The sequence below is a fragment of the Bradyrhizobium sp. USDA 3262 genome (assembly GCF_054060035.1).
The window spans coordinates 3,509,352-3,531,122 of sequence record NZ_JBSSCT010000001.1 but is presented as its reverse complement, the minus strand read 5'-3'; the positions used below and the strand labels follow the sequence as shown (position 1 = coordinate 3,531,122).

Annotated in this window: 20 protein-coding genes; 8 read left to right on the top strand and 12 right to left on the bottom strand. The window is 64.8% G+C overall.

Features of this window, described 5'->3' with window-relative positions; translation table 11 throughout:
* The first annotated feature begins 10 nt into the window (after positions 1-10).
* Both ACVWYP_RS16250 and ACVWYP_RS16245 read left to right on the top strand, forming a co-directional pair.
* Positions 11-1,171, top strand: a complete 1,161-nt coding sequence (locus ACVWYP_RS16250; RefSeq protein WP_304499010.1) for an ABC transporter substrate-binding protein — start codon at positions 11-13, stop codon at positions 1,169-1,171.
* Between the two features lie 203 nt (positions 1,172-1,374).
* Complete coding sequence (locus tag ACVWYP_RS16245; protein ID WP_304499009.1) at positions 1,375-2,118, top strand: NAD(P)H-dependent oxidoreductase; 744 nt, start codon at positions 1,375-1,377, stop codon at positions 2,116-2,118.
* Here ACVWYP_RS16245 and ACVWYP_RS16240 read toward each other — a convergent pair.
* The 10 genes from ACVWYP_RS16240 to ACVWYP_RS16195 all read right to left on the bottom strand — a co-directional run bounded on the left by ACVWYP_RS16240 (position 2,115) and on the right by ACVWYP_RS16195 (position 11,496).
* Complete coding sequence (locus tag ACVWYP_RS16240) at positions 2,115-2,591, bottom strand: GNAT family N-acetyltransferase (protein WP_304499008.1); 477 nt, start codon at positions 2,589-2,591, stop codon at positions 2,115-2,117. The genes ACVWYP_RS16245 and ACVWYP_RS16240 overlap by 4 nt on opposite strands.
* 141 nt (positions 2,592-2,732) lie before the next feature.
* Positions 2,733-3,926: an acyl-CoA dehydrogenase family protein gene (locus ACVWYP_RS16235; protein WP_304499007.1), complete on the bottom strand. Its 1,194-nt coding sequence runs from the start codon at positions 3,924-3,926 to the stop codon at positions 2,733-2,735.
* Positions 3,923-4,858 carry an alpha/beta hydrolase gene (locus tag ACVWYP_RS16230; RefSeq protein WP_304499006.1) on the bottom strand — a complete coding sequence of 312 codons (936 nt, stop codon included), beginning with the start codon at positions 4,856-4,858 and terminating at the stop codon, positions 3,923-3,925. Before ACVWYP_RS16230 ends, ACVWYP_RS16235 begins: the two co-directional genes overlap by 4 nt.
* Before the next feature lies 1 nt (position 4,859).
* On the bottom strand, positions 4,860-5,609 hold the full coding sequence (locus ACVWYP_RS16225; RefSeq protein WP_304499005.1) for an SDR family NAD(P)-dependent oxidoreductase: 750 nt from the start codon (positions 5,607-5,609) through the stop codon (positions 4,860-4,862).
* A 1-nt stretch (position 5,610) separates the two neighbouring features.
* Positions 5,611-6,405: an enoyl-CoA hydratase/isomerase family protein gene (locus tag ACVWYP_RS16220; RefSeq protein ID WP_304499004.1), complete on the bottom strand. Its 795-nt coding sequence runs from the start codon at positions 6,403-6,405 to the stop codon at positions 5,611-5,613.
* A 13-nt stretch (positions 6,406-6,418) separates the two neighbouring features.
* Complete coding sequence (locus ACVWYP_RS16215) at positions 6,419-6,916, bottom strand: aromatic-ring-hydroxylating dioxygenase subunit beta (protein ID WP_304499003.1); 498 nt, start codon at positions 6,914-6,916, stop codon at positions 6,419-6,421.
* The gene (locus ACVWYP_RS16210; RefSeq protein WP_304499002.1) at positions 6,916-8,175 is read right to left on the bottom strand and encodes an aromatic ring-hydroxylating oxygenase subunit alpha; all 1,260 of its coding nucleotides are present in this window, start codon (positions 8,173-8,175) and stop codon (positions 6,916-6,918) included. Before ACVWYP_RS16210 ends, ACVWYP_RS16215 begins: the two co-directional genes overlap by 1 nt.
* A gap of 188 nt (positions 8,176-8,363) precedes the next feature.
* The gene (locus ACVWYP_RS16205; RefSeq protein WP_304499001.1) at positions 8,364-8,873 is read right to left on the bottom strand and encodes a hypothetical protein; all 510 of its coding nucleotides are present in this window, start codon (positions 8,871-8,873) and stop codon (positions 8,364-8,366) included.
* Positions 8,870-9,973 (bottom strand): phosphotransferase family protein, encoded by a 1,104-nt coding sequence (locus tag ACVWYP_RS16200; RefSeq protein ID WP_304499000.1) that lies wholly within the window; start codon positions 9,971-9,973, stop codon positions 8,870-8,872. Before ACVWYP_RS16200 ends, ACVWYP_RS16205 begins: the two co-directional genes overlap by 4 nt.
* Entirely contained in the window at positions 9,943-11,496 is a 1,554-nt protein-coding gene (locus ACVWYP_RS16195; RefSeq protein WP_304498999.1) for an acyl-CoA synthetase, read from the bottom strand. Before ACVWYP_RS16195 ends, ACVWYP_RS16200 begins: the two co-directional genes overlap by 31 nt.
* A gap of 203 nt (positions 11,497-11,699) precedes the next feature.
* Between ACVWYP_RS16195 and ACVWYP_RS16190 the strand changes: the two genes are divergently transcribed.
* From ACVWYP_RS16190 to ACVWYP_RS16165, 6 genes are all read left to right on the top strand, one after another.
* Entirely contained in the window at positions 11,700-12,923 is a 1,224-nt protein-coding gene (locus tag ACVWYP_RS16190) for an ABC transporter substrate-binding protein (protein ID WP_304498998.1), read from the top strand.
* Positions 12,924-12,973: 50 nt separating this feature from the next.
* A complete protein-coding gene (locus tag ACVWYP_RS16185; protein ID WP_304498997.1) occupies positions 12,974-14,089 on the top strand; it encodes a hypothetical protein in 1,116 nt (371 codons plus the stop codon).
* Positions 14,090-14,103: 14 nt separating this feature from the next.
* The gene (locus ACVWYP_RS16180; RefSeq protein WP_304498996.1) at positions 14,104-15,015 is read left to right on the top strand and encodes an acyl-CoA thioesterase; all 912 of its coding nucleotides are present in this window, start codon (positions 14,104-14,106) and stop codon (positions 15,013-15,015) included.
* Positions 15,016-15,223: 208 nt separating this feature from the next.
* Positions 15,224-15,457 carry a hypothetical protein gene (locus tag ACVWYP_RS16175; RefSeq protein WP_028339610.1) on the top strand — a complete coding sequence of 78 codons (234 nt, stop codon included), beginning with the start codon at positions 15,224-15,226 and terminating at the stop codon, positions 15,455-15,457.
* A gap of 280 nt (positions 15,458-15,737) precedes the next feature.
* Positions 15,738-18,071 carry a TonB-dependent siderophore receptor gene (locus ACVWYP_RS16170; RefSeq protein WP_304500233.1) on the top strand — a complete coding sequence of 778 codons (2,334 nt, stop codon included), beginning with the start codon at positions 15,738-15,740 and terminating at the stop codon, positions 18,069-18,071.
* The gene (locus tag ACVWYP_RS16165; protein WP_304498995.1) at positions 18,071-19,297 is read left to right on the top strand and encodes a PepSY-associated TM helix domain-containing protein; all 1,227 of its coding nucleotides are present in this window, start codon (positions 18,071-18,073) and stop codon (positions 19,295-19,297) included. Before ACVWYP_RS16170 ends, ACVWYP_RS16165 begins: the two co-directional genes overlap by 1 nt.
* Positions 19,298-19,319: 22 nt before the next feature.
* Here the strand turns inward: ACVWYP_RS16165 and ACVWYP_RS16160 are convergent, their stop codons facing one another.
* Positions 19,320-19,847 carry a DUF4269 domain-containing protein gene (locus tag ACVWYP_RS16160; protein WP_304498994.1) on the bottom strand — a complete coding sequence of 176 codons (528 nt, stop codon included), beginning with the start codon at positions 19,845-19,847 and terminating at the stop codon, positions 19,320-19,322.
* 221 nt (positions 19,848-20,068) lie between these two features.
* Positions 20,069-21,706, bottom strand: a complete 1,638-nt coding sequence (locus ACVWYP_RS16155; RefSeq protein WP_304498993.1) for an isocitrate lyase — start codon at positions 21,704-21,706, stop codon at positions 20,069-20,071.
* Between the last annotated feature and the right edge of the window lie 65 nt (positions 21,707-21,771).

Below are 21,771 nucleotides of genomic sequence, written 5' to 3'. Positions count from 1 at the left end.
GGAGGAAGCAATGATCAAACACCTGGCGGCGGCCTCGCTGCTGCTTTCCGCGGCCTGTCTTGCGGTCAGCCCGGCCGCTGCCGCCGATCCCGGGATCACCGACAGCGAGATCCTGATCGGCGACGTCGAGCCGCTGACCGGCCCGCCGGCGCTGCTCGGCGTCGCGGCCTCGATCGGCCACAAGATCGCGATCGCCGAAGCCAATGCCGCCGGCGGCATCAACGGCCGCAAGATCAAATATGTGCTGGAGGACGACGGCTACGTCACCGCGCGCACCATCCAGGGCGTCAAGAAGGTGATCGACGTCGACAAGGTCTTTGCGGTGCTCGGCATCTCCGGCTCGGGCCAGTCGATCGCGGTGATGCCGGTGCTGGAGAAGTCCGGTATCCCGACCGTGATCGACGTCGCGCCGGTCAAATTCCTGTGGGAGCCGCCGCGCAAGAACGTGTTCGTGGTCGGCCAATCCTACGAGGAGGGCATCATCCACCTCGTCAACTTCCTCGCCGACAAGAACCCCGGCAAGAAATGGGGCCTGATCACCCAGGACGACGATTACGGCATCACGGTACGCGACGGCTTCGATTCCGTGGTCAAGGCCAAGAAGCTGAACGTCGTCTACAGCGGCAACTACAAGAAGGGCCAGCAGGACTTCTCGTCCGACATGCTGCAGCTGAAGGATTCCGGCGCCGAGGTGTTTCTGGCCGGCGGCATCATCGCCGAGAACATCGCGATGACAAAGGAACTCGAGAAATTGAACATCAAGCCGGTGACCGGCATCTTCTGGCCCGGCCGGATCGAGCCGGTGCTGAAGCTGATGGGCCCGGCCGGCGACGGCATCTACGCGGTCGACTATGTCGAGCCGTTCGCCGGCGAGGCGGGCAAGGCGTTCCTCGAGAAGGCCAAGTCGCTGGTGTCGGAGGCCGAGTTCAAGGGCATCAACCGCTACACCATGACCGGCTATGCTGCCGCGAAAGTCTTGATCGCGGCGATCGAGCGCTGCGGCAAGCAGCCGACCTGGGCCTGCACCATCGCGGAGCTGGAGAAGACCAGGAACGTCGAGACCGGCGTGATGGCGCCGATCAGCTTCGGTCCCGGCGTCCGCTTCTCCAACCAGAAGCTGCAGATCATGCAGGCCGACGCCGCTACGCTCAGCTTCAAGCCGGTGCAGTGAGCAGCTTCCGCAAACTCGTTCCACCTCTCCCGCTCGCGGGGGAGGTCATATCGCATCGAAGATGCGATATGGGTGGGGGCTCTCTCCACACAATGAGTGTCCTTTGCGGCGGCGAGACCCCCACCCCGGCCCTCCCCGCAAGCGGGAGAGGGAGCAGAGCGCCGCCGCGGCAACACTGAGCTTCAAATCGACGAGGTGAAGAGATGAAGGTCCTGATCGTCTTTGCCCATCAGGAATCGCAGTCGTTCAACGCCGCACTGCTGGCGCGGTCGGTGGCGGAACTGACCACGCTCGGGCACACGGTCAGGATCTCCGATCTCTACGCCATGCGGTTCAACCCGGTGGCGACCGCCGAAGACTTTGGTGCGCGGCGGTTTCCCGACCGGCTGCAATATGATCGCGAGCAGAAATACAATCTGCAGCACGGGGCGCTCAGCGGCGACATCGCCGCCGAGATCGAGAAGCTGCTGTGGTGCGACCTCTTGATCCTGCAGTTTCCGCTGTGGTGGTTCTCCGTCCCCGCCATCATGAAAGGCTGGATCGACCGCGTGTTCGTCAACGGCGCAATTTACGGCAGCGGCCGCCGCTACGACACCGGCGGCCTCAACGGCCGCCGCGCCATGGTCGTGACCTCGACCGCCGCCTATCCCGGCATGTGCGCACCCGACGGGCTGGTCGGCGCACTCGACGTGGTGCTGTGGCCGATCCAGAACGGCATGCTCGCCTATGCCGGCTGCAAGGTGCTGCCGCCCTTCGTGTCGTATTCGGTGAATTTCGTCGACGAGGCGACACGGCACCGCTATCTCGACTGCTATGCCGAGCGGCTGCGGCAGCTCGAAACCACCGAGCCGCTGTTCTTCCATCCGCTCGCGGATTTCGGCGAGGATTGGCGGTTGAAGCCGGGGATCATGTCGCAAACGGTCGGCCAGGTCCGGCCTTCAGGCTAAGAGGCAGGTATCGTAAACGCGAACATGGACAATTGAATCTCGGGCGAAAATACGAAGGGCGTCATGCCGATCTTGATGGCGCCGAGACGGTCGTAGAATTCCACTGCGCGTGGGCTCGAATAAATCAGGATGACACTTCCTGCCATCTTTCTCGACAGTTGTACTGCGGTCTCGAAAAGCCGCGTACCAAAGCCGCTCCGCGCGCATGTCGGATCGACAAAAATGCCTTCGAGCAGAATGAGGCCGCCCATGCCCGTAGGTCTCAAGGCCGTGTAGCCTCGCTGACTGCCTTGCTCGTCCTCGGCCACAAAGACCAGTCCGGCCGCGATCAGCGCAGGATTGACCTTCAGTCCCGGCATGAACCGAGCGACGGCCGCGTCGTCATAACCACTGCGCATCGTCGCGCGCACCGCGATCTGGGTCAGTTCCTCGGCTTCGTCGACGCGCGCTGGCCGTATCCGGCTGCATGTCATTGCCGTCTCCAGTCCCTGCCGCAATCACATAGCCGGAGATCACAAGAATTCAAGCCCGGCTGCGCACGCGCGCACTCTCCAGGATACCGATCGCAAGAGCGGACAAGGCTGCGCCGACAGCTTCCGCTCCAGGCGAGGCGTTCACATCCGCTTCGCCACTTCTTCCAGCATCACCTCGGTGGCGCCGCCGCCGATCGTCAACACCCGCGCGTCACGCACCATGCGCTCGATCGGGGTGCCGCGCATGAAGCCTGAGCCGCCGTGCAGTTGCAGGCAGCCATGCACGACCTCGTGCAGCACCTCGGGCGACAGCGCCTTCACCATCGAGACCTCACGCAGGCAATCCTGCCCGGCCGCTGCGAGCTCGGCGGCCTGATAGGCCAGCGCCCGCGCCGCCGCCGCCTTCGCCGCAAGCTGGGCGAGCTTCAGCCGCACGCCCTGCTGATTCCAGAGCGGGCCGCCGAATGCCTGCCGCGTCTTCACATAATTCGCCGTCAGCTCGATCGCCTTGGCGGATTCGCCGGCACAGATGCCGCCGATGCAGATGCGCTCGTTCTGGAAGGTCTCCATGATGCCATAGAAGCCCTTGTTCTCTTCGCCGAGCAGGTTCTCCGCCGGCACGCGCACGTCCTGGAACGCGAGCTCGGCGGTGTCCGAGCAGAGCCAGCCATGCTTGTCGAGTTTGGTCGCCGAAATGCCCGGCGTGTTGCGCTCGACGATGAACAGCGAGATGCCGCGGCTGCCCTTGGCATGCGGATCAGTCCGCGCGGCGACGATCAGGATGTCGCCATAGACCGCGTTGGTGATGAACATCTTTGCGCCGTTGATCACCCAGACATCGCCGTCGCGCCGCGCCCGTGTCTTGAGACCTGCGACGTCGGAGCCGGCGTCGGGCTCGGTCACCGCGATCGAGCAGACCGTCTCGCCGCGGATAATCGCCGGCAAATACTTCTGCTTCTGTTCCGGCGTGCCGCGCAAGGAGATGTGCACCGCCGACATGTCGGTATGTACGAGGATCGACGAGGTGAAGCCGCCGAAGCTGGAGCGCCCCAGCTCCTCGGCGAACACCATCGAGGCCAGCGGCCCCATGTCGGTGCCGCCATATTCGACCGCATGGCGCATGCCGAGGAAGCCGAGCGCGCCCATGCGGCGATAGATCTCGCGCGGGATCTTGCCGTCGCGCTCCCACGCCTCGGCATGCGGCACCACTTCCTTCTCGACGAAGCGGCGGACCTGCTCGCGCAGCATGCGCAGCTCCTCGGGCAGATTGGGCGGCTCCGGGAAATGGAATTCGGTCTCAGTGAGCTGGCGCGGATCCGAGGTCATGACGTTCATTGTGGCGCTCTCTCATGGCCGATGTGAAGATGGTTGCGCAAAAAAGCTGCCAGCGATGCGATCGCCTCTCGCGCCTGCGGAATCTCCGGGAACATCTGGAAGACGTGGATCATGCCGTCCCACACCTGCAGCGCGACATCGACTCCGGCAGCCTTCGCCCGTACGGCCAGTTCCGTCGCATCGTCGCGCACGGTCTCACGGTCGCCGACCTGCACCAGCAGCGGCGGCAGACCGGTGAGATCGCCAAAAAGCGGCGAGGCGAAGGGATCGCTGACATCGCCGTCCTTGCCAAGGTAGTTCTTCGCCAGCGCCAGGATCATCGCGCGCTGGTGGATCGGATCGGCCTCGGCCCTGCTCTGATAGCTCGCACCGGACGCGGTGAGATCGGTCCAGGGTGACATCAGCGCGCCGGCGGCGGGGAGCGGCAGGCCGCGATCTCTCGCAGCGAGCATCGCAGCGAGCACGAGATTGCCACCGGCGGAGTCCCCGGCGAAGGCAATATCGGCAGGACGCAGGCCCTGATCGCGCAGAAAGTGATAGGCAGCGCCTGCGTCATCGAGCGCCGCCGGAAACCGGTGCTCGGGCGCCAGGCGATAGTTAATCGAAAGCACTTGGCAGCCGGATGCATCCGCGATCCGCGCGGCCAGGTCGCGATGCGACGCGACCGAGCCGATGCGGAAACCGCCGCCGTGAAAATAGAGGATCGCCTTGTCGCGAGGCGCGTCTGTCGGCACGAGCCATTCGCCGTCGACCTCGCCGGCGGAGACCGGCTGGCACGTCACCGACACCGAGCAGCCGGCAAAGGCGACGTCCCAGTCGTCGCGCATCTGCGCCACGGTCGTATCACGGGTCCAGCCGCGATAGATCGCGCGCAAGCGCTCGATCGCGCGATCGACCGGCGTGATTGCGATATCGTCGTCCGCGCTGCCCATTTCAGCCGCCGATGCCCATGCCGCCGGAAACGCCGAGCGTCTCTCCGGTGATATAGGCGGCCTGGTCGGACGCCAGGAACAGCGCGGCGGCCGCGACTTCCTCCGGCTCGCCGAGGCGGCCGAGCAGCGTTGCACCGGTCATTGCCTGCAGGATCCTGTCGCCGCCCTTTGCCACGGCCTGCTCCAGCATCGGCGTGCGGATCGGACCCGGCGCGATCGCGTTCGCGGTGATGTCATAGCGTGCATTTTCTCGCGCGATGCTCCGGGTGAACGAGATCACGCCGCCCTTGGCCGCGGAGTAGACGGCACCGCCTTTTGAGCCGAGCCGAGCCGCTTCCGAGGTAACGTTGATGATGCGGCCAAAGCGCGCCGCCTGCATCGCCGGCAGCGCGGCGTGGGTGCAGGCCAACACCGAGGTGAGATTGACCGCGATCAGCCGCGCCCAATCCTCCGCCGTGGTATCGGTGAAGAAAGCGTGCTGATCGACGCCGGCATTGTTGACGACAATGTCGAATGGGCCGTCCTGCGCCATCACCGTTTGCACCGCGGTCGCATCGCTGACGTCGAGCCCGGCGACGCCGGCGCCGGTCTCGCGCGCCAGCTCCGAGGCCGCGGCGACATCGAGATCGGCGATCACGACCCTGGCGCCCGCGCCGGCAAAACTGCGAACAATCGCGGCGCCGATGCCACGCGCGCCGCCGGAGACGAAGGCACGGCGGCCATCGAGACGTCCGAATGGCAAGGTCGCCACCTCAGCGCCCCGTGAATACAGGCTGGCGCCGCTCGATCACCGCGGCGAGGCCTTCGCGTGCATCGGCCATCCCCGAGAGTTCGGCGACGGTGCGCGCCTCTTCCGACAGGCACTGCTCGATGCTGGTGCCGGTGCCGGCCCAGACCAGCCGCTTGGTCGCCGCCAGTGCCTTCGGCGCGCCGGCCGCAAGCTCGCACGCCAGCGCGAGCGATGCCTCGGCAAGCTCGGCATCGGGCACGACCCTGGTGACGATGCCCATCTGCAACGCTTCGGCCGCCGGGATCACCGGATTGGTCAGCAGGATCGACATCGCCCGCCGCAAGCCGACCAGCCGCGACAGCGTGACGGAGACGCCGGCATCCGGCGCCATCGCCACCCGCGTCGCGCCGGCAAGGAATTTTGCCGATTCCGCCGCGATTACGATGTCGGAAGCGCAGACCAGGCCGAAGCCGCCGCCGCCGGCCGCAAAGCCCTGCACCGATGATATGACCGGCGCCTCCAGCCGCAGCAGCCCGGTCACCGCATTCTGCAAATACGCAGTGGCCTGCCGGATATAATCCGGTAGCTTCTCGCCCTTGGAGGCAAAGGCGCGGACATCGCCGCCGGCGCAGAAGTTCGTGCCCTCGCCGCTCAGCAGCACGACGCGCAGATCCGGATGGCCGTGACACACCATGATGGCGTCGCACAGCGCACGGAGCAGCTCGGCGCTCATGCCGTTGGCCGCATCGGGGCGGTTGAGCCGCAGCCGCGCGATGCCGTCGGTGATGTCGAGCAGGACGGGGCCCTTGTCGATCATGGCGCGTTTTCCTCTAGACCAGGAACGAGAGCGTATAGATCGCCTTGTCGTTGTTGACGAGGATGACCTTCTTGGCGGCCATCCGCAATTCGCCATCGACATGGCGCAGCCGGTATTCATTGCGCGCCGCCCACAGCGTGTCGCCGCGCAGGCTCGACTCGAAAATGAGACTGTTGCTGGCGACCGCCATGTCGCCGTCGTCAGGCTGCTCGTCCATCAATTCGATGTTGGAGATCAGCCGGCGCAGGTTCGACTGCGGCGTCTGGGTGAAGTGCTTGCCGGTCATCAGCTGCCGGACCCGCAGCGCGATCCGCGAGCGGTTGTCGTAGATGATCGACATCTGCCGTTCCGGATCGATGTCGGCGCCGTTGGCCGGCACCCAATAGACACCGTCGTCGGTCCAGAGCTTTTCCCAGGCCTCGTATTGATGCTCGTCCTGCAACCGCGCCTCGCGATAGAGGAAGGCGGTGATGGCGCTCATCATCGTGGCGCTGCTCTCGCGCGACAGCATCAGTTCGGCTCCATCAGCTTGCGATAATGCGTCCAGATGCCGCGCGACGGCACCTCGTCGGTGACGTGACCGACCGTGAAGCCGAGTTCATCCCGCCGCTGGCGCTTCTCGCCGCGGCCGAGGAATATCCATTCCGGATTGCGCGCCAGCACGCCGCGATGGCAGCGCTCGTACATTTCGGAATCATCCGCGAGCAGGAATCCGGCCGGGCCGACCGAGCCCATGGTCTGCTGGCGCAGCCTTCGATTCAGATCGGGCGCGCCCTTGAACTGCAGCGCGGTGACGTGCTGCACGCTGTCGTCGACGCCGAGCGGCTGGATCACGAACATCTGGATCTCGGCGATGAACAGGTTCGGGAAGATCATCACATGCGGCGTGCCGTCGATCATGATCTCCCGCGCTGCGGTGTCGCCATGGGCGGCCTTCATGCGCGCCGTGTAGTCCGGCAGCCGATCCTCGCTGGTGCCGAACCAGCTCATCGGCGCATCGCGCTTGCGGAACTCGGGCCGCAGATCGATCTCGGTATGGCCGTTGCCGTAGTCGCGCGTCAGCGCGGTCGAGGCGCCGCCGTACAGCTTGCCGATCATGCTGTCGGCGACGCCGAAGATCGAGGTATGCACGAAGGCCGGGTGATAGCCGTCGCACTCGTTCTCCAGGATGAACTTCCAGTTCGCCTTCACGCGATGCTTGAGAAAGCCCGCCGTGATTTCGACCTCGCCCTCCGGCGAGGTGCGCACCAGGCGATCGATGGTCTCGGCGGCGCCGCCGAGATGCTCCTTCAGCGTCGGGCCGTCGGCTGCGAACGAACCGAACACGAAGCCGCGATAGGAGGCGACGCGCGTCACCCGCCCGAGCGCGAGCTGCGACTTGTCCTGCCCTTCATAGCCGTCCGGGAAGGCATAGCCGACCAGGCGGCCGTCATTGGCAAAGGTCCAGGAATGGAACGGACAGGTGAACGAGCGGGCATTGCCGCGCTCATAGGAGCAGACCTGGTTGCCGCGATGCGAGCAGCGGTTGAGCAGCAGATTGACCTTGCCCTGCTCGTCGCGCGTCATGATCACGGATTGCGGGCCGATCGACTTGACGACGTAGTCGTTGGCGTTCGGCACCTCGCTCTCGTGCCCGACATAGACCCAGGTCCGGTACCAGATGTTCTTGAGCTCGGCCTCGAAGATGTCAGGATCCGTGTAGAGCGATCCGTGCACCCGGTCGGGCCGGATCAACCGTTCCCATGGCGAGGCGCCGGTCATCATGTTCATCGCTCCGTCTCCCTCGCCGACCGCCTGCAGCGGTTGCCTTCACCGATCGCCAATAATAATCCGAACGACCGTTCTGTGAATTAATAACACGGGCACCGCGGGCCGGCAAGCTTCTTTCCCGGCGCCACCAATGATTCCCGGAACACTGCGCAAAGATGCAATTCCGGGTAGCCGGCGATGCGACGGACTCAGTCCTGCGCCGCGCCACCGTCGCGTTCGCCGCCTGCGATCTGCTGCAGCATCGACTTCGGCGTTGTCGCGAGCTCGATCTTCAGCTGGTCGCAGGTAGCCCGCCGCAGCAGGCGTTCGATCTCGGTCGCGGCATTGCGATTGGCCACACGCGCGCCCTCGCCGGTCGCCCAGAGCAGAAGCTGCCCGAGCCGACGGTCGCCATCGTCGCGCAGCGCCTCGATCGCGGCAGCGTCGGACATGTCGCCCCGGACGCGTGGCGTCGCTGGAATCTCCGGATGCGTCATGCCGTCAGCCAATCGCTTGACTGCCACGAATGCATCGTCCTGCAGGTGCACCTGCTCGAGCAGCGGCGCGGCCTTCCAGTCGGCGGCGAGCTTCATGCTGTTCAGCGCGTAGATCGCGGAGAACACCTGGCCGCGGACGAAATCATCGCTGCTGTTCGGCACGACATGGCTTTGCAGCGCATCGATGATGCCGTCGACCAACCGTTCGAAGGATGCACTCATGCCGCGGCCTCCAATGCGCGCTCGAAGGCCCGCACGATCGAGGGCATCTGGCTTGCCATCACCGCGAGCCGCATGTCGTTGAAACGATCGACCTCGAAGGCGCGCACCGCGCACATCTGGATCGCGGCCGCCTGGTACAGCGCATAGGCCTCATAAAAGGCGAGGCTCTTGTCCGAGACCGCAATGCCGGAGGCACGCTGATAGAGATCGATCACCTCCGCGCGCTCGAGCACGCCATAGAGCTTGCGGCTCCTGGCATTGAAGGTCGGCATCAGCGCCCAGGCCAGATCCTCGTGGGGATCGCCGAGGTGCGTGAGCTCCCAATCAAGGATGGCGGTGATCCGCCCCTTCTCCTCGATGAAGTTTCCGATCCGGTAGTCGCCATGCACGATGGTTCGGCGCGGCGGCTGCGGACAATTGTCGCGCAGCCAGCGCCCGCCCCAATCAAGCAGCGGATAATAGCGCGCAGTGGGACGCGCGAGAGAGGCGCGCCAGCCGGCGATCGCGCGGACTTCGGCGCGTTGCCCGCCTTGTTGCGGTGAAGCGAAAGGGGTTGCGCTCGCGTCGATCCGGTGCAGCGCCGCGAGGATCTCGACGAATTGCCGGGCGATCTCGCGCTTGTGGTCGACATCAAGCCCGCTCGCCGCCCAGGGCGCAGGAACATCACCATCGACATGCGCGCAGATGAAGAAAGGAAAGCCGATCTCGGCGCCATCCTGCTCTGATGACACCAACGTCGGCACCGGTACGCCGCTGCCGGCCAGCGACTGCAGCGCATAAACCTGGGGCAGCACCGAGTAAGGCGCAAACAGCCCGCTCGGTGGACCGACGCGCAGGATCAGTTTGCGGTCGCCTTCAGCCGCAGTGCGCGCCACGAACGCATAGGTAATCCAGGAGAAACCCGATGATTTGCGGCCGAAGCCGACAATCTCCGTCCGGCTCCCGGATATCCTCGACAAATGCCGCGCGAGTGCTGGCCGCACCGCGTCGTCATTGACCACGACCGGGCGAACAGGCGCCGGCACATCACCCGGCACATCTTGATCGGATCGTTTCGCAGCCTCCGGCATCAATTGACCGACCTCGTATAGCCTTGCCACTTTTCCTCGCGCAGCGCCGACTTCATGATCTTGCCGGAGCCGGTCAGCGGCAATGGCTCGAGGCGGATATCGACAGAACGCGGGCACTTGTAACCGGCGATCAAGGTGCGGCAGTGCGCGATCACCATCTCGGAATCGAGACTCCTGCCGTCCTTCGGCACCACGATCGCATGTACCGCCTCGCCCCATTGCGGATCGGGCACCGCGATAACGGCGCATTCCTTGACGTGCTCGTGCTGGAAGATGGCGTTCTCCACCTCGCCGGAATAGACGTTCTCGCCGCCCGAGACGATCATGTCCTTCAGTCGGTCGACGATATAGACAAACCCGTCCTCGTCCATCCAGGCGCCGTCGCCGGTGTGCAGCCAACCGTTGCGCAGCACGCGCGCGCTTTCCTCGGGCTTGCGCCAGTATCCGATCATCACGCCGGCGCCGCGGATCGCGATCTCGCCGACGGTGCCGCGCGGTACTTCGTTGCCCGCGGGATCGATGATGCGGATTTCGACGCCGGGCGCCGCCCGTCCCGCCGATTTGCGCTTGCCCGCCAGCGGCCCTTCCAGCGCGTGGTACTCCCAAGGCAGGATCGTCGCCAGCGCCGCGCTCTCGGTCATGCCGTAGCCCTGATGGAAACGCCAGCTCGGCAGCACGCGCATCAGCTTGACCAGCAGCGCATCCGGCATCGGCGACGCGCCATATTCGCAATCCCTCACGCTGCTCAGATCATACGTGCCGAAGGACGGATGATTAAGCATCATGTTGAGCATGGTCGGCACGAACAGGCAGTAATCCACCTTGTGCTCGGCGATGGTCTTCATCGCGAGCTCGGGCTCGAATTTCGCGATGGTCACGTGCGTGCCACCGACCAGGGTCAGCGCGATCATCGGCGAGGTGCCCGCCAGGTGGAACATGCCGGCCGAGTGCAGATACCGCGTGTCTTCGCGGAAACGGAGCGCATAGATCCAGACCAGCGATTCATAGATGATGTTGGCGTGCGACAGCATCACGCCCTTGGGAAATCCGGTGGTGCCGCCGGTGTAGAAGATGCCGGCGAGATCGTTGTAGGCGCCGGACGCATCCGCGATCGGCGCGTTCGCAACAAGCTCATCATAACCCTGCATGCCGTCGGGGACCGGTCCCTCGTCCAGATAGACCATCGCGGTGAGTGATTTTGCACCACGCAGCGCCGACGCGATTTCGGCGAAGGTCTTGTCGACCAGCAACAGCTTTGGCGTGGAATCGTCGATCGCATAGGCGTTCTCGGCAACCGCCCAGCGCGTGTTAAGCGGCACCGCGACCGCGCCCGCCCAGGCGATGGCATAGAGCGCCTCGATATAGAGGTCGCTGTTGTGCGCGAGGATAGCGACACGGTCGCCGGCCTCGACGCCGAGCCGCCGCAACCCGCCCGCGGCGCAGGCAACGCGCCGGCCGATCTCCTTCCAACTCCGCGACCGTCCGGCATGGATGGTGCCGGGTGCGTCCTTGCGCAATTGCACCGCCGCGATCAGCGCCTGCGTCAGCTTCATGTTTCCTCCTCAACCGCCATGCGGCCGCGCACGCGCGCGGATGTTTCCGTCACGCGTGAAGCCGATACGCCGCCCGGAGATTCCCGTTGATAATCCGGACAGACGGTCTATTATTACACAGCCGATGCGAAGGGTAAAGCCTTTCAAGGCTTCCATCGCCGGATCAACCAGCCCCGCAAAAGAGGGCGTCATGGGAGGGGAAGATGCGGAAGCCAATCGTCACGCTTGCGGTGTGGGCGTTCGCGCTCACCGGCGCGCTCGGAACAGCGAACGCCCAGAAGGCCTATGGCCCCGGGGTCAGTGACAGCGAGATCCTGCTCGGCGCCAACGCGCCCTACAGCGGCCCGGCGTCGATCTATGCGAGCTTCCCGAAGACCATGCTCGCCTATTTCACGATGCTGAACGAGAAAGGCGGCATCAATGGCCGCCGCATCAACTTCCTGACCCGTGACGACGCCTATAGCCCGCCCAAGACCGTCGAGGTGACGCGCGCGCTGGTCGAGAACGACAAGGTGCTCGCGATCATGGCGCCGTTCGGCACGCCGACCAACGCCGCGATCCAGAAATATCTCAACAGCAACAGCGTTCCACATCTCTTGGTGCAGAGCGGCGGCACGCGCTGGAACGACCCGAAGCAGTTTCCCTGGACGACGCCCTACTCGCCGACCTACGTCAACGAATCCCGGATCATCGCCCGCTACGTCCTGCGCGAGAAGCCGGACGCCAAAATCGGTGTCCTGCTGCAGGCCGACGACATCGGCAAGGACTTTGTGCTTGGCCTGAAGGAAGGGCTCGGCGCCAGGGCCGACACGATGATCGTCAAGGAGGCGATGTATCAGTCGACCGAGCCCACGATCGATTCCCAGATCGTGAACCTGAAGGCATCAGGCGCCGATACCATCCTGATCGCCGCGCAAAACAAATTCGCCTCGATGGCGATCCGCAAGATCCACGAGCTCGGCTGGAAGCCGCTGATCTTCCTCGGCTCGACCGCGAATTCGATCGCCGGCGTGCTGGTGCCGGCGGGCATCGAGGCCTCGACCGGTATCCTGACCACGACCTCCTACAAGACACCGAACGATCCGGCCTGGGCCAATGACAAGGGCATGACCGACTATCTCGCCTTCGCCGCGAAATATATGCCGGGGATGGACCCGAACGACGTGATCGCGGTGACCGGCTACACCACGGCCCAGCTCGGCGCCATCATCCTGCAGCGCTGCGGCGATAATCTAGCGCGCGAGAACGTGCTGAAGCAGGCCACCAACCTCAGCGGCATCGAGCTGCCGATGCTGCTTCCGGGCATCACGATCCAGACCACGCCGCAGGACTACGCAGCGATCACCGAGCGCCGTTTCGCCCGCTTCGACGGCAAGACCTGGGTGCTGTTCGGCGACATCGTGGGCGCCGGCCCGGCCAAGGACTGATCCCGCGCTACCCATCCGACCGAACCGGCTCAAACACAAGGACAAGAACAATGCTGACAGCCCAGGACGATCTCATCGGCCACCAGACGCCGCAACCGTTTGCCAAGGCAGGCGGCGGCGATGCCAGGTTCACCGAGCGCTACTGGTACACCGCGCATCCGATCGACGGCAGCGAACTGCTGATCGACATCGGGCTCGGCTATTACCCGAACCGCAACGTGATGGACGGCTTTGCCGGCATCACCATCGGCCGGCGTCAGCACAATTTCCGTGCCTCGCGCCGGCTCGGGACCCGTCCGCTGGACACGGAAGTCGGCGGGCTCAGGATCGAGATCGTCGAGGGTAACAGCCTGCATAGGATCTCGCTCGCCGACAATCCGTCCGGCATCAGCTTCGCGCTCGAATTCAAGGCGAGCTTTCCGGCGGCGCAGGAGAAGCAGAATTTCCGCGAGCGCAACGGTGTCGTCGAGGAAGACCTCGCGCGCGTCTCGCAATTCGGCCGCTGGCGCGGCTGGATCGTCGCCGACGGCAAGCGTTACGAGATCGAGCCCGAGCTGTGGTGGGGGCAGCGCGACCGCTCCTGGGGCCTGCGCTCCGAGATGCGCACCGACGAGACCAGGCCGCCGGTCGCGACCCATCGCAATTTCTTCTGGACCTGGTCGATGTTCCAGTTCCCGGAGTCGGCGCTGTCGATCTTCATCAAGGAGCGCACGCCGGGCAAGCCGCATTACCTCTCGGGCACCGAGTTCCGCCGCGAGGCCGACGGATCGGTGTCGCATCGCGAAGTTACCTCGGTCGAGCATGCGATCGAATGGGCCAATGATCCGCTCGGCCAGACCATCGCTGTGGCCGACTTCACCTTCACTTTCGATCGCGGCGAGCCGCGCCAGGTCAGGATGCACGGGCTACCGACCCGGTTCTATCTCAAGGCCGGCATGTATGGCGGCCTGCAAGGCTGGACCCATGGCGATGACCGCGGCGAGAACCATGCCGCGCACGACATCTGGAACCTCGACGACGCCACGACTCGCACCATCGCACGCACGCTGTCGGACCATGTCGTCCGGCTCGAAAGCGGCAACGAGACCGGATTTGGCATCAGCGAATACGGCGTTGCCGCCGGCTATCCGCTCTTTCCGGGCCCGCAGAAATTCCCGGCGATGTGATGGACGGGCAAGGCATGCGCGCCGTGGAGGGCAACGAGGCCCGGTGCGATCAATGGGACAACCGGGCGGCCGAGGCGCTGGTCTCGCTCGAGACCGTCGCACCGCTCCGCTACCGCAGCCGGTTCGGCGACGGCAATCTCAATGGCCGTTCCTATGGCGGCCAGATTCTTGGCCAGGCCATGATGGCCGCAACGCTCAGCGCGCCCGAAGATCGCCCGGCGGCGATGCTGCAGCTCTTGTTCCTGCGCGGCGCCGATCCTGTCAGGCGCATCACGTTTGACGCGGAGGTTCTACAGGACGGCAAGCGATTCTCCTCACGCCATATCGTCGGCACGCAAGGCGACGGGCGTACCGTGCTCAGCGCGCAGGCCACATTCTGCGCGCCGCAGCCGGGCCCGCAGCACGCAGCGCCGTTCGCACGATCGGAGGATCCCGAAAGCCTGCCCGATCTGAGCATGATCCCCGACGCACTGATGGCGCAGTTGCGACCGCTCGGTCCTTATTCCCAGCATATCAAGCCCAGCATGGATTTCCGCATCCCCGAGATCGAACGTCAGCTCTCGGCCGCGACGGCAGAGCCGCGCCTGCGCTTCTGGATCAGATCCAGGCAGCCGCTCACCGCTGCTTCCCGCGCCCAGGCCGCGGTGTTCGCCTATCTCTCAGACTGGTGGCTCAACTTCTCCAGCGTCGGCGGCCATCTCGACGCCTTGCAGGCGCGTGCGCCGCTCTATCTGTCGAGCCTCAACCATTGCATCTGGTTTCATCGCGTATTTTCGCCTGACGCCTGGATGCATGTCGAAACCGAGAGCCCGTGCGCGGATGGCGGCCGCGGGCTGTCGATCGCGCGCGTCCACGACCGTGACGGCGCGATGCTCGCCACCGCGATCCAAGAGACGCTGATGGTCCATCCAGAGGGCGATGTGTAGACGCCACGACGGTTGAGCTGATGCCGCGATCGCGGCTTAGTTGCAGTGACGAGCTACAGCAAGTTCCACCCGGTGTTGAATCCTGGCAACACCGGCCAACAAAATGAACAAACGTTCAGCTTAGCTCGATCGCGACCACGACTGTGCCGCATCCCTGTCAAATCCTGCCTGCGGGTGGCGCAACAAAAACACTTTGGGGAAAACCTACATGCAGCAGGCACCGCTGGCCGCACGGAGTGCGGAATCGTCTGGATATGTTCTCTACTTCCAGCTCGCCAGCAACGGCACGAGACGCGCGTGCAGTCTGACGATCCAGGCGGAAAGCGCCAACGAGGCGGCGCGGATCTTTCGCGAGAACTGGGGCACGATCGAATCGATGGCCCGCGACGGCGTCAGCACGGGAATGGTCGGCTCTGCACCGGTCAGCCTGGCGATGTCGTGAGGCGCATCGCGCGGCATACGGCGAACCATACACCTGAGATGTAACAGGACGACGGCTGCAGCCTCGGGCAACGATCGCACGGCCATTTGACGCGCAGACGCGACAGGCAAGTTACAGGGTTCAGGGCTCGCGCACACGCGCGGGCCCTGTCGCGTCTTAGAACGATTCAAATCCATCACGGTTAGAGAGATTCAAGGTTGCTCCGGTTCTTTTCGCGCGCGCCGACTGCTAGAGGCGCGGCGTGACCAAGTGCGCGTGAATCGGAAGTCCAAGAGTGCCTGTGAATGCTGGTTGCCGGGTTGTCGGCTACCGTCGAAATGCCGGCGACAAGGGCCGCACCCATCTGCTGATCGGCGCAGCATTCCTGCTCGCCGATGTCGCCTCCGCGGCAACGCCGGCAAACGCCCAATCGAGCGTCCCGTTGCCGCCTGTTTCGGTCGACCAGCCGACGCAGAAGCGCAAGCCGGCCGCCGCCGCGGCAAAGCCGGCGCAGCGAACGCAGGCGGCCGCCACGGCACGGCAGCGCGGCCGGAATGCCCAACCGGCGCCGCCGACACCGTCGGAGCGCGCGGCAGCCAGCGCCGCGGTGCTCAACGAAGCCAAGCTCCACTATCGCGCGATGCCGAGCTCAACCACGCTGCGCAGCGGCGCCTCGCCGCTGGACACCTCGCAGACGGTCAACGTCGTGCCCGAGCAGGTGCTGAAGGATCAGCTGCCGCGCAACCTCGATGACGCGCTGGCCAATGTCAGCGGCGTCACCCAGGCCAATACGCTGGCCGGCACCCAGGATGCGGTGATGCGCCGTGGCTTCGGCGACAACCGCGACGGCTCGATCATGCGCAACGGCATGCCGCTGGTGCAGGGCCGCAGCCTCAACGCCGCGGTCGAAAGCGTCGAGGTGCTGAAGGGCCCGGCGTCGCTGCTCTATGGCATCATGGATCCCGGCGGTATCGTCAACACGATCAGCAAGCGCCCCGAGCTCTATCAGCATGGTTCGGTGACCCTGCTCGGCTCGACTTACGCCAACTCCAGGACCGGAGCCGACGGCACCATCGATATCACCGGCCCGATCGGCGATCGCGGACTCGCCTATCGCTTCATCGGTTATGGCGTGAGCGAGGACTACTGGCGCAATTTCGGGCGCCATCGCGAAATGCTGGTCGCGCCGTCGCTGGCCTGGTACGGCGAAAACACCACCGTCCAGCTCAACTACGAGCACCGCGAATTCATCACGCCGTTCGACCGCGGCACCGCATTCGATCCCGCGACCAAGGCGCCGCTGGCGATCCCGGCGACGCGCCGGCTCGACGAGCCCTTCAACAACATGTGGGGCACCTCCGACCTGATGCAGGCCTCGGTCGAGCACCGGTTGAACCAGGACTGGAAGCTGTTCGCGGCCTACAGCTACAACACCGAAACCTTCAGCGCCAACCAGCTCCGCATCACCGGCGTCAACGCCAAGACCGGCGTCGAGACCCGGAGCAATGACGGCACCTGGGGCTCGCTCAGCAATGCCAGCTACGGCACCTCCTATTTGCAGGGCAATGTCTGGCTCGGCGATATGCGCAACGAAGTGCTGTTCGGCGGCGACGGCCAGTACCGCACGATCTATCGCGACAACCTGATCCGGCAGGCGACCCCGAGCTTCAACTTCTACAATCCGGTCTATGGACTGATCACGCCGGGCACCACGGTGTCCGCCGCCGACAGCGCCCAGACCGACAAGCTCAGCCAGTGGTCGCTGTTCTTCCAGGACACGCTGCATCTGACCGAGCGCTTCGCGCTGGTCGGCGGCGTGCGCTACATGGATTACGAGCAGCTCGCCGGCAAGGGCCGCCCGTTCATCACCAACACCAACGTCTCGGCCGACAAGGTGCTGCCGCTCGGCGGCGCTATCTTCAAGCTCACCGACCAGGTCTCGCTCTATGCGAGCTACACGCAATCGCTGAAGCCCACCTCGACCATCGCGCCGCTTACCGGCGGCGTCGTGATCGGCTCCAACATCGCGCCCGAAGAGGGCACCCAGTGGGAGACCGGCGTCAAGTTCGACTTCAACAAACGGATCTCCGGCACGCTTGCGCTCTACGACATCGACAAGAAGAACGTGCTGGTTTCGCAGCTCAACCCCTCGACCGGTATCGTCGAGTACCGCACCGCCGGCAAGGTTCGCTCGCGCGGCGTCGAACTCGACGTCACCGGCAGGCTGACTGACAGCTGGAGCATGATCGGCAGCTATGGCTATACCGATGCGCGTGTCACCGAGGATCCGACGCTCGCCGGCAACGCCCTGCAGAACGTCGCGTTGAACACCGCCTCGCTCTATTTGGTCTACGATTTCGGCACCACCCTGCCCGGCCGGCTTCGCCTCGGCGGCGGCGCGCGCTATGTCGGCGACCGGCCCGGCGATGCCGCGAACAGCTTCGTGCTGCCAGCCTACACGGTCGCGGACGTGTTTGCGACCTACGAGACCAAGGTCCAGTCGTTCCCGGTCATCTACCAGTTCAACGTCAAGAACCTGTTCGACACGGTCTACTACCCTTCAGCCAACAGCATCCTGACGGTCGCGATGGGCGACGCGCGGCGCTTCTCGCTCTCGGCGACGGTGAAATTCTGATGAGTGACGTTCGGCGCCCGATCAAGGCTGCACTGCTTCAGGTCCATTCCCTGGTCGGTCTTGTGCTGGCGCTGCTGTGGGCCGTGGTCGGCCTCACCGGCGCGACGATGGCCTTTGAGGACGAGATCGAAGCCAGCCTGAACAGTCAGATGATGCGCGTCGAGGCCAGCGCGGCCCGGCGGCTCACGCCGGACGAGTTGATCGCGCGGCTGGCAGCGGCGGGCGATTTCAGCAAGGTCTCGGCCGTGACGATGTTGAGCGATCCATCGGCCGCGGCCCGCATCCGTTTCGCTCGCAGCGAAGGCGGCACGCGGCCGTCCTCGGTCTATGTCGACCCCTATGATGGACACGTGCTCGGCTCGCCGCGCGGCGAGGACTTTTTCGCAACGGTCCGCAAGCTGCATCGCTGGCTGCTGTTGCCGGGCGACGGCAATGGTATCGGGCGCAAGATCACTGGGTCAGCCGCGATCTGCCTGATCGTGATGCTGATCACCGGGCTCGTGCTGCGCTGGCCCCATCGTGCTCGCAGCGTGAAGATGTGGCTGAAGCCGAATCTGGGACTGCGCGGCCGCGGCCTGCATCGCTCGCTGCACGCCGTGATCGGGACCTGGGTGCTGCCGGTCTATCTGGTGATGACGCTGACCGGCCTGTGGTATTCGTTCGAATGGTACAAGGCCGGCGCCAATTGGCTGTTCGCGCGGCCTCAGGCCACAGCAAACGCGATGCAGTCCAAGCCGCCGCGCGGCACGGCGGCTGCCGAAAGCAAGAGTGAAGCCAAGACTGAAGCGAAGTCTGAAACGAAGGTCGAGGCAAAGCCGCTTGCCTTCGATCACGTCTGGTCGGCGTTCCTGCAGCAGGAGAACAACAGTTACGGAAGGGCCCTCATGACGCTGCCGGCCGGCGCGGGCACGGCCGTGCGCGTGCGGTCATGGCCGCGGGACTCGTCGCGCGAGGCCGTGCGTGACGAATTCCGCATCGATGCCCTCACCGGCCGCGTCATCTCATCGGATCGCTACGCCGACAAGACGTTTGGCGAACGCGTCCTCGCCAGCGTGCTCGACATCCACCGCGGCGCCATCCTGGGATGGCCCGGCAAGCTCGCCTTCATGCTGGCCGCCGCCATGATGCCGCTGTTTGCCGTGACCGGCCTCCTGCTTTATCTGTCCCGTCGCAGGCACCGGCGCCTCGCGCGGCAGCCGGTCGGCCACCTCGTTCCGGGCGAATGAAGCCGTTTCAGCAATTTGGCGATTAGCCGAAATCGCACGCCGCGAGCCGGGCATGTAACTCGGCGTCCGTTTCGGCCGCGAGCTCAAGCAATCCACGATAGGGGTCGCCCGATATCCCGAGCACGGTAGCGAACGCAGGCTCGGTCTTGAGACCGCCTGCCCTCAATTCGCTGACGGCTCGCCGCAGCTGTCCATCATCAAGGGCAAGGAGCCTCCGTTCGACCTCGAAGTGGATCCAGCCTCGCTGCTGCTCCACCGGATATTGATCACCGAACAGTTCGAACGGCCAGCCGTCGCACACAAAGCGGGCAATCACCGGCCGCGTCCCCGAGGTCCACCGGAAGAGGGCGAAATCATCGCACGCTTGATAGTGAGCCCAAACGATGTCCGCGAATGCGTTCGGGTCGGACGCATGGCAGACGATATCGATGTCGCTGCCGGGCACGGCGAGGCCGAGCGGCAGCGTTCCGACGATACGGGGATCGAACGGCTTCAGCAGTTCCATCACGGCGGAGCTGGTGACGGCGGATGCGTAGTGCCCGACACTCATCGCGCGGCATGCTCTTGAGATCGCAGCGACGCATTACCACACACGCGTGGAATGCGCGAACCTCTGCAGATGGGCGGGCTTGAGGGGATCGTGCCCAAAAACGTTACGGGGCGATCTCGACCGCGTCACCGTGGTCGAAAATCGCCCCGCCGCCGGCGGACAGGCCAGGCTGCTCGCGCGCCGGGCCGTCCAGCCGATAGTCGAATGATCCGTTCGATCGATTAGCCGAACTGGTTCATCGTGTTGTGGGCGCCGCCCGCCTTGAGGGCAGCTTCACCGGCGAAGTACTCCTTGTGATCGTCGCCGATGTCGGAGCCCGCCATGTTCTGATGCTTGGCGCAGGCGATGCCCTGGCGGATCTCCGCGCGCTGCACGTTCTTGACGTAGCCAAGCATGCCCTGCTCGCCGAAATACTCCTTCGCGAGATTGTCGGTCGACAGCGCCGCCGTGTGATAGGTCGGCAACGTGATCAGATGGTGGAAGATGCCGGCGCGCTTGGCCGAATCCGCCTGGAAGGTACGGATGCGCTCGTCGGCTTCGATCGCCAGCGGCGTCTCGTCGTATTCCGGCTTCATCAGCTCGGCACGGTTGTACTTGCTGACATCCTTGCCGGCATCCTTCATCGCGTCATAGACCTGCCAACGGAAGTTGATCGTCCAGTTGAACGACGGCGAGTTGTTGTACGCCAGCTTCGCGTTCGGAATGACCTTGCGGATGCGATCGACCATCGAGGCGATCTGCTCGATATGCGGCTTCTCGGTCTCGATCCACAAGAGGTCGGCGCCGTTCTGCAGCGAGGTGATGCAGTCGAGCACGCAACGATCCGCACCGGTGCCGGGACGGAACTGGTAGAGGTTGCTGGGCAGACGCTTCGGACGCATCATCTTGCCGTTCTGGTTGAGGATGACGTCGCCGTTGCGCGCGTTGGCCGCCGTCACTTCCTCGCAATCAAGAAAGCTGTTGTACTTGTCGCCGATGTCGCCGGGCTTGTGGCTCACGGCGATCTGCTGGGTCAGGCCGGCGCCGAGCGAGTCGGTGCGGGTCACGATGATGCCGTCTTCGACGCCGAGCTCGAGGAACGCATGGCGGCAGGCGCGGATCTTCGCGATGAACACCTCGTGCGGCACGGTCACCTTGCCGTCCTGGTGGCCGCACTGCTTCTCGTCGGAGACCTGGTTCTCGATCTGCAGGGCGCAGGCACCCGCCTCGATCATCTTCTTGGCAAGCAGATAGGTCGCCTCGGCATTGCCGAAGCCGGCGTCGATGTCGGCGATGACGGGCACGACGTGGGTCTGGAAGTTGTCGATCTTCTCGATCAGCGCCTTTTCCTTGGCCTTGTCGCCTTCCTTGCGAGCCGCATCGAGCGCACGGAAGATGTCGTTGAGCTCACGCGAATCCGCCTGACGCAGGAAGGTGTAGAGCTCCTCGATCAGGGCCGGCACCGAGGTCTTCTCGTGCATCGACTGATCCGGCAGCGGGCCGAACTCGGAGCGCAGCGCCGCAATCATCCAGCCGGAGAGATAGAGGTAACGGCGGTCGGTATTGCCGAAGTGCTTCTTGACCGAGATCAGCTTCTGCTGGGCGATGAAGCCGTGCCAGCAACCGAGCGACTGGGTGTACTTGGTGCTGTCGGCGTCATAGGCGGCCATGTCGGCGCGCATCAGCGCAGCCGTGTAACGGGCGACATCCAGACCGGTCTTGAAGCGGTTCTGCAGGCGCATCCGCGCCACGGCTTCGGCGGTGACGCCGTTCCAGGTGTCCTTGTTCTTGAGCAGCGCTTCGGCCGCCTCGATCTCGCTCTGATACGAAGCCGGTCCCTGGATGGCCCGGTCGCTGATCCCGCGCGGTTGGAAGTTCATGTCCGTGATCCCTTCGGTGACGAAATAACTGCACCGTTTGTGACGCGCGGCGTCATCGGGAGCTA